This window comes from Ramlibacter sp., from assembly GCF_028292805.1.
In the GTDB taxonomy this organism is placed as follows: domain Bacteria; phylum Pseudomonadota; class Gammaproteobacteria; order Burkholderiales; family Burkholderiaceae_C; genus Ramlibacter.
In genome coordinates this window covers 1-12,600 of the sequence record NZ_JAQGLS010000294.1, presented here as the reverse complement: position 1 = coordinate 12,600, position 12,600 = coordinate 1, and the positions used below count along the sequence as shown (strand labels likewise).

General features: G+C 69.1%; 10 protein-coding genes and 1 pseudogene. 7 read left to right on the top strand and 4 right to left on the bottom strand.

Features of this window, described 5'->3' with window-relative positions:
- Positions 1-4 precede the first annotated feature (4 nt).
- Entirely contained in the window at positions 5-478 is a 474-nt protein-coding gene (locus tag JWP65_RS17955; protein ID WP_299766199.1) for a molybdenum cofactor biosynthesis protein MoaE, read from the top strand.
- A gap of 112 nt (positions 479-590) precedes the next feature.
- On the opposite strand, the gene JWP65_RS17950 is transcribed toward JWP65_RS17955, so the two are convergent.
- Both JWP65_RS17950 and JWP65_RS17945 read right to left on the bottom strand, forming a co-directional pair.
- Positions 591-1,571 (bottom strand): Bug family tripartite tricarboxylate transporter substrate binding protein, encoded by a 981-nt coding sequence (locus JWP65_RS17950; RefSeq protein WP_299766197.1) that lies wholly within the window; start codon positions 1,569-1,571, stop codon positions 591-593.
- A gap of 25 nt (positions 1,572-1,596) precedes the next feature.
- Positions 1,597-2,112: a MarR family winged helix-turn-helix transcriptional regulator gene (locus JWP65_RS17945; protein ID WP_299766195.1), complete on the bottom strand. Its 516-nt coding sequence runs from the start codon at positions 2,110-2,112 to the stop codon at positions 1,597-1,599.
- 67 nt (positions 2,113-2,179) lie between these two features.
- On the opposite strand from JWP65_RS17945, the gene JWP65_RS17940 reads away from it, so the two are divergent.
- A complete protein-coding gene (locus JWP65_RS17940) occupies positions 2,180-3,172 on the top strand; it encodes a tripartite tricarboxylate transporter substrate binding protein (protein WP_299766194.1) in 993 nt (330 codons plus the stop codon).
- 702 nt (positions 3,173-3,874) lie between these two features.
- On the opposite strand, the gene JWP65_RS17935 is transcribed toward JWP65_RS17940, so the two are convergent.
- On the bottom strand, positions 3,875-4,450 hold the full coding sequence (locus tag JWP65_RS17935) for a hypothetical protein (RefSeq protein WP_299766192.1): 576 nt from the start codon (positions 4,448-4,450) through the stop codon (positions 3,875-3,877).
- Between the two features lie 99 nt (positions 4,451-4,549).
- Between JWP65_RS17935 and clpB the strand changes: the two are divergent.
- From clpB to JWP65_RS17920, 3 genes and pseudogenes are all read left to right on the top strand, one after another.
- A pseudogene (gene clpB / locus JWP65_RS17930) lies at positions 4,550-7,170 on the top strand (ATP-dependent chaperone ClpB).
- Between the two features lie 76 nt (positions 7,171-7,246).
- The gene (locus JWP65_RS17925) at positions 7,247-7,552 is read left to right on the top strand and encodes a hypothetical protein (RefSeq protein WP_299766190.1); all 306 of its coding nucleotides are present in this window, start codon (positions 7,247-7,249) and stop codon (positions 7,550-7,552) included.
- Positions 7,553-8,042: 490 nt separating this feature from the next.
- Positions 8,043-8,672 (top strand): response regulator transcription factor, encoded by a 630-nt coding sequence (locus tag JWP65_RS17920; RefSeq protein ID WP_299766237.1) that lies wholly within the window; start codon positions 8,043-8,045, stop codon positions 8,670-8,672.
- Between the two features lie 146 nt (positions 8,673-8,818).
- Here JWP65_RS17920 and JWP65_RS17915 read toward each other — a convergent pair whose 3' ends face one another.
- Positions 8,819-9,745, bottom strand: coding sequence for a LysR family transcriptional regulator (locus JWP65_RS17915; protein ID WP_299766189.1), 927 nt, complete (start codon positions 9,743-9,745; stop codon positions 8,819-8,821).
- A 106-nt stretch (positions 9,746-9,851) separates the two neighbouring features.
- Here JWP65_RS17915 and JWP65_RS17910 point away from each other — a divergent pair, with 106 nt between their 5' ends.
- Both JWP65_RS17910 and JWP65_RS17905 read left to right on the top strand, forming a co-directional pair.
- Positions 9,852-12,035 (top strand): indolepyruvate ferredoxin oxidoreductase subunit alpha, encoded by a 2,184-nt coding sequence (locus JWP65_RS17910; RefSeq protein ID WP_299766187.1) that lies wholly within the window; start codon positions 9,852-9,854, stop codon positions 12,033-12,035.
- On the top strand, positions 12,032-12,600 hold a 569-nt coding region (locus JWP65_RS17905; protein WP_299766185.1), incomplete at its 3' end, for a 2-oxoacid:acceptor oxidoreductase family protein. The genes JWP65_RS17910 and JWP65_RS17905, both read left to right, overlap by 4 nt.

Here is a 12,600-nt window from a genome sequence, read left to right as displayed (position 1 = left end):
GGCCATGGCAGCGCGCGTTTCCATCCAGGCGAAAGACTTCGACGTCGCCGCCGAGATCGCGGCCCTGCGCGCCGGCGACGGCGGCGTTGGCGCGGTCTGCAGCTTCATCGGCACGGTGCGCGATCGCAGCGACGGCAGCGTCGTCGGCGCGATGGAACTGGAGCACTACCCGGGAATGACCGAAAAGGCGATCGAGGCCATGATCGACCAAGCTCACCGCCGCTTCGACATCCGCGCCGCCCGCGTGATCCACCGCGTCGGCCTGCTGCAGGTGCAAGACCAGATCGTGCTGGTGGCGGTGACGTCGGCGCACCGCGGCCAGAGCTTCCAGGCCTGCGAGTTCCTGATGGATTACCTGAAGACGCAGGCGCCGTTCTGGAAGAAGGAAAGCACGCCCGAAGGCGAGCGCTGGGTGGATGCGCGGGTGGCGGACGATGCGGCGCTGGCGCGCTGGGGCATCACCGGCAGCAACACCTGATTATCCCCCTCTCCGCCGGGGCGAGGGTCGGGGTGGGGCCAGCCCCGGAGCCGCGCCGGGGCCGCAGCGCCCCCCATGCCAGCCTTCCCCCAGAGGGGGAAGGAGCAAGACCTTATTTCGGCACGAACCCGCTGGCCTTGATGATCCGCTCCCAGTTTTGCGTGTAGGTCCGCACTCGCGCCGTGAACTGCGCCTGCGGCTGGTAGCCCACCGTCAGGCCCATCGCCACCAGCTTCTCGCGCACGTCGGGCATCGCCAGCACGCGGGCCAGCGACTGGTTGAAGCGCTCCAGCACCGGCGCCGGGGTGCCGGCGGGCGCGAAGAAGCCGTAGTACGGCAGGTCTTCCAGGCCGGCCACGCCCAGCTCGGCGAAGGTCGGCACCTCCGGCAGCACCGCCTGGCGCTTGTCGCCGATCACGGCCACGATGCGCAGCTTGCCGGCCCTGTGGTTTTCGATGAAGTCGGGCACCGAGGCGACGCCGGCCCTGATCTGGTTGCCCAGCATGTCGGCCATCATCGGCGCGCCGCCGCGATACGGCGCGGCCTGCACATCGACCTTGTAGCGGCTGCCGATCATGCCGACCAGGAATTCGGGGATCGAGCCGGGCGCGGGAATCCCGATGGTGTCCTTGCCGCCGTTGGCCTGGATCCAGGCCATGTACTCGGGCACCGACCTGGCCGGTGTGCCGCTGGACAGCGCCAGCACGTTGGCGAAGGTGGCCAGGCCGGCGACCGGCACGAAGTCGATGCTCGGGTCGAAACCGGGGTTCCTGGTCACCAGCGGCAGGATGGAGATCGAGTGGTCGTGGCTGAGGAAGTAGGTGGTGCCGTCGGGCGCCGCCGCCTTCAGCGCCTGCGCCGCGATCTGGCCGCCGGCGCCGGTGCGGTTTTCCACCACCACCGACGTGCCCAGCTGCTCCTTGAGCTTCTCCGCCAGGATGCGGGCGATCGCGTCGGTGCCGCCGCCCGGGGGAAAGCCCACCAGGATGCGCACCGGCGTGCTGCCTTGCGCCTGGGCCAGGCCGGCGGCGACGGTGAAGAGACCCGCCAGCAGCAGGCGGCGGAGCGGTCGGAAGGTGGGCGGCGTGGTCATGGACGCGAGCATAGCCAGCGCCGGCTCAGACGGACTGACGCAAGGATGACGTCGGGGCGGGCGGCGGCACGAAGGCCGCGCGTGCTTCGTCCTCCAGCTCGCCGGTGAGCAGTTGCAGCAGCTGCAGCAATTGCTCCTGCTGCTCGCGGTCCAGCGGCGTCATCAGCCGCCGGTAGGCCCGCTCGGCCGGCCTTTGCGCTTGCTGCAGTAATTCGGCGCCGGCGGCGGTCAGGGTCACCGAGATGTTGCGCCGGTTGTCCGGCGCCGGGCAGCGGGCGACGAAGCCGCGCGTCTCCAGTCCGCGCAGCACCCGCAGCACGGTCACCTTGTCAAAGCCCAGCGCCCGCGCCAGCCTGGACTGGCCCAGGCCGGGATGCGCCTGCAGCACGGTCAGGACCCCGAACTGCGCCGGCGTCAGGCCCAGCGGCCGGCAGGCGTCCTCGAACACGGCGGCCGAGATCTGGTGGGCGCGGCGCAGCAGAAAGCCCGGTCGCGCATAGAGGCGCGCCAGGCTGGTCGGTGTCTTGGCGGGTGCTGCCACTGGGTTGGACGCTGTTGCGGGTATTCCTGGATTGTGCCCTGCCCGCCGCGTCGCCATGCTCGTTAGCATGCCAACACTGGGAGTGTCCATGACGTCGATCCGCCTGGCCGCCGCCGCGCTGGCCTTTTGTTCCCTGCACGCGCTGGCGCAAGCACCCCAGCCGGGCGCCGGCCAGCCGCCGCTGCGGCTGGTGGTGCCCTTCACCCCCGGCACCGGGATCGACCTGATCGCCCGCACCGTCGGGCCGCGGCTGGCCGAGCGGCTGGGCCGGCCGGTGGTGGTCGACAACCGCGCCGGCGCTTCCGGCAACATCGGCACCGAAGCCGTGGTGCGCGCCGAGCCCAACGGCAACACCTTGCTGGTCAGCGTGAACACGCTGGTGATGAACCGCAGCCTGTACCCGCAGCTGCCGTTCGATCCGGTCAAGGACCTGGTGCCGGTGGGCCTGACCAGCTGGGGCCAGCTGCTGCTGGTGACGCACCCCAGGAGCGGTTTTCACGGCGCGGCGGAGCTGGTCGCCGCGGCCAAGGCCAGGCCGGGCCGTCTGAACTACGCCAGCCCGGGCGTCGGCACGCCGCACCACCTGTCGATGGAACTGTTCAAGCAGACCGCCGGCGTGTTCCTCACCCACATTCCTTACCGCGGCAGCGGCCCGGCGGTGACCGACCTCCTGGGCGGCCAGGTCGACGCGATGTTCCTGCCGATCCACGTGGCCTTGCCGCAGATCAAGGCCGGCAAGCTGGTGGCGCTGGGCATCGGCAGCGGCAAGCGCCATCCCTTGCTGCCCGAGGTGCCGACCTTGGCCGAGGCCCGCGCGGGCAACGTCGACGTCGACATGTGGTACGGCATCTTCGCGCCGCCGGGCACCGCGCCCGAGCTGGTGGCGCGGCTGAATCGCGAGCTCAAGGACATCCTGGCCTTGCCGGAAGTGCGCACCGCGTTCCAGGGCCAGGGCATGGACCCGGCCACCGGCACGCCGCAGGAATTTCGCCGGCTGGTCGAGCGCGACGCCGAGCGCTGGGCGCAGCTGATCCGGCGCCAGCAGATCAAGGCAGAGTGATGAGCGCCGCACGTTCGCGCGAAGGCGCTCGCACCCTCCGTTTGCGGAAGGGGCAGGAGCAGCCCGCGTAGCGGGCAATCCTGGGGAGGGTTCTCAATGACGTGGCGATCGTTGGCGGCGGCCGCGGCGGCGGCATCGGCGGCCTGGCCCTGGGGTTGGGGCTGCAGCAACGCGGCGTGCCGTGCGACGCTACGAAGCAGCGCCGGAGAATTCGTGCCATCGGCGTCGGCAACGCTGCTGCCGCATGCGATGCGCGAGCTGGCGGCATTTTGGGTGCAGCCGCAGCTGGAACGAGCGCGCGGCGGTGGATGCCGATGGTGGACAAGGATCCGGTGCCACGCTGGACCTTCGGTCGCGTGACTTTCGTGCGCGACGCCGCCCGATGTACCCGCGCCGCACCAACGGCACCAACGGCAGCGCCCAGGCGCTGATCGACGCCGCGGGCTGGCGGCGGAACTGGCGAGCAGCGAGCCGCAGGCCGCGTTGGCGAGCGACCAGGCGCAGCGATTGCAGGTCACGGCGCGCAGCGTCGGGACCGACCGCAGCGTGCGGCCGGACTTCATCATGAAGGCCGGCGAACTGGGCGGCCATCGGCCGTTTGCCCAGCATCGGCGACCTGGTCAGCCAGGAGGAACTGCGGCGCATCTCCGAGCGGTACCAGCAGGTCGCGAGGCTCGGGCTGGTTGCCGGCCAAGCAAGGCCTCAGTTCAGGTACTTGGGCCGCCCGTCGTCGCCCTCGGCCGCGCCCGGCTCGCTGGCCGCCGGCTGCACGAACGGCTCGCGCCATTGCGACTGCAGCATTGCCTGGTCCAGCAGGTGCATCAAACCCTGCATCAGCTTGGGTTGCATTTCCATCTGGAAGCTGCGCGGCTTGCTGTCGCCGCTGGACGGCGTGCGCTCGTTGAAATTGAGCTTGAGCGGGCCGTTGGCCAGCGGGGTGGCGTCCACGTCGGTCACCAGCAGCGGCTCCTCGCCCAGCGGCAGGCTGGCCTGCCCTTCCTTGTAGGGGGTGTCGAAGTCGGCATGCTGCAGGAACTCCTCTTTGCGAAAGTCCGCCAGCATCTTCTTGAGTTCCGGGTTCGCGCCCGCAAGTGAGGCACCAGCGGACTCGAGCTTGAGAAGGTGTTCCGTCAGCAGTTTCGTCAGCAGCGGCCACAGTCCCACCATCAGGCGGCGGGTCAGCCACATGCGCATCTCCTCCCCGTCGGTGGTGTTGATGCGCATCAGGATGCGGTCCTGCTCTGGCAGGTAGGTGACCGACATCTGGTGGATCTGCATGGCGTTTGATTCTAGTCATCCACCGCTGCCGAAGGGCCGGCACACTGCCCTTGAAAACCCCAGCGCAACGCTTATCTGGCCTGTAACGGAGTATTTCCCATGCGACTCGACAAACTGACCACCAAATTCCAGGAAGCATTGGCCGATGCCCAGAGCCTGGCGCTGGCCAACGACCACGCCTACATCGAACCGCCGCACCTGCTGGTGGCGATGCTGCGGCAGGACGATGGCCCGCGGCCGCTGCTGCAGCGGGCCGGCGCCAACGTGCAGGGCCTGCTGGCCGGCGCGGAAGCCGCCATGCACAAGCTGCCGCAGGTGCAGGGCCAGGAGCAGGTCCAGGTCGGCCGCGACCTGGTCAGCCTGCTGCAAGGCGCCGAAAAGGAGGCGATCAAGCGCAACGACCAGTTCATCGCCAGCGAGCTGCTGCTGCTGGCACTGGCCGAGACCAAGCAGGAGATCGGGCGCGTGGCGCGCGAGAACGGGCTGACGCGCAAGTCGCTGGAGGCTGCCATCGACGCCGTGCGAGGCGGCCAGAACGTGGATTCGGCCGATTCCGAAGGCAATCGCGAAGCGCTCAAGAAGTACACGATGGACCTGACCGAGCGCGCCCGCAAAGGCAAGCTCGACCCGGTGATCGGCCGCGACGAGGAGATCCGGCGGGCCATCCAGGTGCTGCAGCGGCGCACCAAGAACAACCCGGTGCTGATCGGCGAGCCCGGCGTCGGCAAGACCGCCATCGTCGAAGGCCTGGCCCAGCGCATCGTGGCCGGCGAAGTGCCCGAGTCGCTCAAGGGCAAGCGGGTGTTGTCGCTCGACATGGCATCGCTGCTGGCCGGGGCCAAGTTCCGCGGCGAGTTCGAGGAACGGCTCAAGAACGTGCTGAACGAGCTGGCCAAGGACGAAGGCCAGACCATCGTCTTCATCGACGAGCTGCACACCATGGTGGGTGCGGGCAAGGCCGAAGGCGCGATGGACGCCGGCAACATGCTCAAGCCGGCGCTGGCGCGCGGCGAGCTGCACTGCGTGGGCGCCACCACGCTGGACGAATACCGCAAGTACATCGAAAAGGACGCCGCGCTGGAGCGCCGCTTCCAGAAGATCATCGTGGGCGAGCCGACCGTGGAGGCCACCATCGCCATCCTGCGCGGGCTGCAGGAAAAGTACGAGGTGCACCACGGCGTGCAGATCACCGACCCGGCCATCGTCGCTGCGGCCGAACTCTCGCACCGCTACATCACCGACCGGTTCCTGCCCGACAAGGCGATCGACCTGATCGACGAGGCGGCGTCGAAGATCAGGATCGAGATCGACTCCAAGCCCGAGGCCATCGACCGGCTCGATCGCCGGCTGATCCAGCTGCAGATCGAGCGCGAAGCCGTGCGCAAGGAAAGGACGAGGCGTCGCAAAAGCGCTTCGGCCTGATCGAGGAGGAGGCGGGTCGCCTGCAAAAGGAAATCTCCGACCTGGAGGAAATCTGGAAGTCCGAGAAGGCGCAGGCCCAGGGCAGCGCCCAAGTCAAGGAAGACATCGACAAGCTGCGCCGCGAGATTGAAGACCTCACCCGCAAGGGCGACTTCAACAAGGTCGCCGAGCTGCAGTACGGCAAGCTGCCGGCGCTGGAAAAACAGCTCAAGGAAGCCCAGGCCGCCGAGTCCACCAAGGGCAAGAGCGGCAAGCCGCAGCTGCTGCGCACCCAGGTCGGCGCCGAGGAAATCGCAGAAGTGGTGGCGCGCGCCACCGGCATCCCGGTGGCCAAGCTGATGCAGGGCGAGCGCGACAAGCTGCTGCAGATGGAAGGCAAGCTGCACGAGCGCGTGATCGGCCAGGAAGAGGCGATCGAGGCGGTTTCCAACGCCATTCGCCGCTCGCGCTCGGGCCTGTCCGACCCGAACCGGCCGACCGGCTCCTTCCTGTTCCTTGGCCCCACCGGCGTCGGCAAGACCGAGCTGTCCAAGGCGCTGGCGTACTTCCTGTTCGACAGCGAGGAGCACCTGATCCGCGTCGACATGAGCGAGTTCATGGAAAAGCACTCGGTGGCGCGGCTGATCGGGGCGCCGCCCGGCTACGTCGGCTACGAAGAGGGCGGCTACCTGACCGAAGCGGTGCGCCGCAAGCCGTACAGCGTGATCCTGCTGGACGAGGTGGAGAAGGCCCACCAGGACGTCTTCAACGTGCTGCTGCAGGTGCTGGACGACGGGCGCCTGACCGACGGCCAGGGCCGCACCGTGGACTTCAAGAACACCGTGATCGTGATGACCAGCAACATCGGCAGCCACATGATCCAGGCGATGGTGGCCAAGCCGTACGACGAGGTCAAGGAGCGGGTCTGGGACGAGCTGAAGAACCACTTCCGCCCCGAGTTCCTCAACCGCATCGACGAGACGGTGGTGTTCCACTCCCTCGACGCCGCCGACATCGCCAGGATCGCGAAGATCCAGTTGCGCGTGCTGGAGCAGCGCATGGCCAAGATGGACCTGCAGCTGGAGGTGTCGCCGGCGGCGCTGGAGGAACTGGCCAAGGTCGGCTTCGATCCGGTGTTCGGCGCCAGGCCGCTCAAGCGGGCGATCCAGCAACGCATCGAGAACCCGCTGTCGCGGCTGATCCTGGAGGGCCGCTTCCCGCCCAGGAGCCGCATCCCCGTGGAAGTGGACCCGGTGCGCGAGCCGGGCGTATTCCACTTCGGCGCGCCGCTGCCGGCAGCCGGATCCGACGCTGCGTGATCCCTCTTTCCCCTTCCCCCTGCGGGGGATGCCCGGGATGGGGGCGCAGGCGGCGCGCGCCCATCACAATGGAGCCATGGCAACCGTCCTGACCTTCCTCGTTCGCGTCCTCCTGGTGTCCGTCGGCCTCGTTTTCGCCGCCATCATGGCCTGCTTCTTCGTGCTGATGCTGGGCATCTGGCTGCTGGCCGCCGCCTGGGCCACGCTCACCGGCAAGCCGGTGTCGCCGTTCGTGGTGCGCATGGGCCCGCGCGACGCATTCGAACAGATGCGCCGCCGCGCCCAGGCGCAGCAGCCGGCCACCCGAACCCCGCGCTCGGACGCGGCCGCCGGCCCGCGCTCGCCCACCGCCACCGAGGTGACGGACGTCGAGGCGAAGTAACCACCGCCGTCCCGCGCGGGCGGGGACCCAGGCCATCCCCGGAGTCGTCGAAGGCGCACGCGCAGCTCGCGGCTGGTGCCGACGACCGTCGCGCTGCTTCATCCTGGCGGCTGGCACCTTCATGGAGGGCCAGGTGCTGATCATCACGCCGCTGGAGCCATGTTCGTGGTCTGCCAGATTCTGAAATGCCGCTCGCGAGTACACGCGGGAGACGATGTCGTTCCTGCTGGCGATGTCCGCCTCACGCTGCTGCTGGTTCTGGTGCCGGAACTCGTGCGGTTCCTGCCGGACCTGCTGTCCCGGCGCAGTGAGTCGCAAAGCTCTCCTACGGCCGCATAGGAGAAAAACTACGACGAGAACCTCTGCAGGCGCATACTTTTGTTAACGCGCCGTTTCGGCCCGTTAGCGAGGGTTCGCCGTGCAACTCGTCCCCGGCCCTGCATCAGATCTGGAGCCCGACTCCGCCCGGGGGCCAGCGCGCGAGCGCCAGATCCGCATCGGCATCGCCGACGATCATCCCATCACGCGCGCGGCACTGCGTGCCTGGCTGGATGAGCAGGACGACATGCGGGTGGTGGCCGAGGCCGCCAGCGGCCGCGATGCGATCGACCTGGTGCGCACCCAGGCGCTGGACATTCTGCTGCTGGACCTGGACATGCCGGGTCAGAGCGGCATCGACGCCCTGACCATGATCAAGGCCAAGGCGCCGCGCGTGGGCGTGCTGATCCTGTCGGGCTACCCAGAGCAGCAGTACGCCGTCCCGCTGATCCGCAACGGCGCCAGCGGTTACCTCAACAAGGCTTGCGAACCGGGCGAGATCGTGACGGCGATCCGCCGGGTGGCGCAGGGCAATCGCTACATCACCACGGCCGTGGCTGAACTGCTGGCCAGCCAGGTGGTGACGCCGCCCACACGCGGGCTGCACGAGCAGCTGTCGCCGCGCGAACTGCAGGTGTTCATCAAGCTGGCGCAAGGCAAGAGCGCCGCCGCCGTGGCCAGCGACCTGTCGCTCAGCGCCAAGACCGTCAGCACCTACCGCGCCCGCCTGATGCTCAAGCTGCAGGCGCGCAGCAACAGCGACCTGACCTACTACGCCCTCAAACATCAGCTGCTGGATTGAGCCATCACTTGACAATCGCCGGAGCGATTGTCAAGTGGCCCGATCAGTGTGATGAGGACTGGCAAAGTCGGCCGTCAGCACAGGGGGGAACGGCCTGCGCGATGCCCGTCCGGTTCCCGAAACGGATCGGGATCACACGCCGCTGGCTAGGCTGGACTGAGCCGCGCCCGCCGGAACAGCCGGTGCAGCAGCGCCCGCAGCCACTGCTGCGCCGGATCGCGCGCCGTGCTGGCGTGCCAGACCAGCCGCACGTCGTAGAACGGCGCGTCGCGCAGCTTCCAGACCCGGATGGCGCGATCGGCGAGGCTGGCGGCGTACATGGCCGGCACGATGGCCAGCAAGTCGGTGCTGGTCACCACGTCGGGCAGGGCGCCGAAGTGGCGGCCGCGCAGCATGATGCGGTCCGCCAGCTTCAGGTCCACCAGCATCTCCTCCACGCTGCTGTGGAACGTGGCCGTGGGCGAGGCCAGGACCATGGAGGCGCCGGCCAGCTGGGCCGGCGACAGCGAAGCGCCGACCCGCCCGCCGGCCGGCCGCCAGTCAGCCGCGGTGATCGCCACGTACTGCTCGCGAAACAGCAGCTCCGCCTGAATGCCGCGCTGGCGCGGCTGCAGGATGCCGATGGCGCAGTCGATCTCGCGCGTCTCCAGCGCGGTGGCGACGGCGGCGGCCGCCACCGAAATGTTGGACACGCGCGTGTGCGGCGCCTCTGCCCGCAGCGCAGCGATCAGCCCCGGCAGGAACAGCATCTCGCCCAGATCCGACAGCGACAGCCGCCAGGTGAGATCGCTGCGGCCCGGATCGAACGCGTCCAGCCGGGTCACCAGCGACTCCAGCGAGGCGAGCTGCGCCAGCACGCCCGGCGCCACCTGCTCGCACAGCCGGGTGCGCTGCAGGCCGGCCGGCGAGCGCACGAACAGCTCGTCGTCGAAAAAGCGGCGCAGCCGCGCCAGCGCGTTGCTGGTGGCGGACTGCGACAGCGACAGCGTCCTGGCCGCAGCCGTGACCGAGCCGGTACGGTGGATGGCCGCCAGCACCCGCAGCAGGTTTAGGTCGAGCTGGCGAAAGTTCATCAGGGTTGTCCCGGATCATGGATGCCATGAATGTAGGCCATCCGCACAATCCATTCGCCAAATGGGAAGCGGATGCGTAGATTGGCGGCGCAACCCGAACATCCACATGGCCGAACGCTCCTTTGCAACCGAAGTCACCAAACTGCGCCTGGGGGAGGGCGAGGTGTTCCAGGGCGAGGGCATCCTGGCCGTCACCAAGGCGCTGCTGCAGTCGGGCGTCTCCTATGTCGCCGGCTACCAGGGCGCGCCAATCTCGCACCTGATGGACGTGCTGACGGACGCCAACGACATCCTCAAGGAACTGGGCATCCGCTTCGAGCACAGCGCCTCGGAGGCCACGGCAACGGCGACGCTCGCCGCCTCCGTCAACTACCCGCTGCGTGGCGCGGTGACCTTCAAGTCCACCGTCGGCACCAACGTGGCCTCGGACGCGCTGGCCAACCTGGCCTCGGGCGGCGTCACCGGCGGCGCGCTGATCATCGTGGGCGAGGACTACGGCGAAGGCTCCAGCATCATGCAGGAGCGCTCGCACGCCTTCGCCATGAAGTCGCAGGTGTGGCTGCTGGACCCGCGGCCCAACCTGCCCAGCATCGTCGCCGCCGTGGAGCAGGCCTTCGAGCTGTCCGAGGCCAGCCGCACGCCGGTGATGCTGGAGCTGCGCATCCGCGCCTGCCACGTGCACGGCAGTTTCATCGCCAAGGCCAACAAGCGCGCGGACTTCACACTGAAGGACGCGATCGAGCAGCCGCGCCGCGACGTCGACCGCATCGCGCTGCCGCCCTCGACCTACCTGCACGAGCAGGAGAAGATCGCCCAGCGCTGGCCGGCGGCGGTGCGCTTCATCCAGCAGCGGGGCCTGAACGAGTTCTTCGCGGAGAGCGAGCAGGAGTTCGGCATCGTGCTGCAGGGCGGCATGTACAACGGCGTGCTGCGCGCGCTCGAACTGCTGGGGCTGGCAGACGCCTTCGGCAATTCGCGCGTGCCGCTGTACGTGCTGAACGTGACCTACCCGCTGGTCGATGCCGAGTTCACGCGGTTTTGCGCCGGCAAGCGCGGCATCCTGCTGGTGGAGGAAGGCCAGCCGGACTTCATCGAGCAGGCGGTGCACGCGATCCTGCGCCGCGCCGACGTGCAGACGAAAGTGCACGGCAAGGACTTTCTGCCGATGGCCGGCGAGTACACGGGTGGTGTGGTGCTCAAGGGCGTGGCGCGCTTCGTCGAGCGTTACGCCCCGCAGCTGCTGGCCAGCCGCGAGCTGCCGCTGGCCGCGCGGCCGGCAGCAGCACCGGCGCTGCTGCCGGGCCACCCCAACGCCATCGCCATCCGCGACGCCACCAGCCAGGTGCACGGGCGGCCGCCATCGTTCTGCACCGGCTGCCCCGAGCGGCCGATCTTCACTGCCATCAAGCTGGTCGAGCGCGAGCTCGGCGCCCACCACATCAGCTGCGACATCGGCTGCCACCTGTTTTCCATCCTGCCGCCGTTCAACCTGGGCGCCACCACGATGGGCTACGGCCTGGGCTGGGCCGGTGCTGCGGCGCTGAACACACAGGAGACCGGCAAGCGCACGCTGTCCATCATGGGCGACGGCGGCTTCTGGCACAACGGTCTGACCAGCGGCGTGGGCAACGCGGTGTTCAACCAGACCGACAACGTGCTGGTGGTCATCGACAACGGCTATTCGGCGGCCACCGGCGGCCAGGACGTGCTGTCGTCGAAGGCCGAGAACCCGATCCGCGGCACCAACCACCCGATCGAGAAAGCCGTCCGCGGCGTCGGCGTCGACTGGGTGCGCACCGTCAGCAACACCTACAGCCTGGAGCAGATGCGCAACACCTTGCGCGAGGCGCTGACCACCAAGGCCAAGGGGCCCAAGGTCATCGTCGCGTCCAGCGAATGCATGCTGAACAAGCAGCGGCGGGTCAAGCCGCTGCTGCGCAAGGCGATCGCCGACGGCCAGCGCGTGGTGCGCGAACGCTTCGGCATCGACCCCGACACCTGCACCGGCGACCACTCCTGCATCCGCCTGTCCGGCTGCCCGTCGCTCACCATCAAGCCGAACCCGGACCCGCTGCGGCGCGACCCGATCGCCACCGTGGTGGACAGCTGCGTCGGCTGCGGCCTGTGCGGCGAGGTGGCCCATGCCGCCGTGCTGTGCCCCTCTTTCTACCGGGCCGAGATCATCAACAACCCGAGCCGCTGGGATCGCATCAAGCAGGGCGTGCGCGGCCGCGTGATCGGCTGGCTGCAGGCACGCATCGAGCGCCGGCTGCAAGGGCTGGCGGCATGAGCGCCGTTCAGCCGAAGGCCATCACCATCGCGCTGCTGGCCATGGGCGGGGAGGGCGGGGGCGTGCTGGCCGACTGGCTGGTGGACCTGGCGCAGCACAACGGCTTTGTGGCGCAGGCGACCTCGGTGCCAGGCGTGGCGCAGCGCACCGGCGCCACCGTGTACTACCTGGAGCTGTTCCCGCGGGCGGCGGTGCCGGCCGGCGCGCAACCGGTGCTGGCGCTGGCGCCGGTGCCGGGCGAACTCGACGTCGTGCTGGCCTCCGAGCTGATGGAAGCCGGCCGGGCGCTGCAGCGTGGGCTGGTGACCGCGGACCGCACCACCTTCATCGCATCGACCCACCGCGTCTATTCCATGACCGAGCGCACCGCCATGGGCGACGGCCGGGTCGACGAAGACAAATTGTTGCAAGGCGCGCAGGCGGCGGCCCGCCGCTTCATCGGTGCCGACTTCGCGGCGCTGGCCGAACGCGCTGCCGGTCCGATCGCGCCGGCGCTGTACGGCGCGCTTGCCGCCTCCGGCGCGCTGCCGTTCACGCGGCTGCAGTTCGAAGACACGGTGCGCCG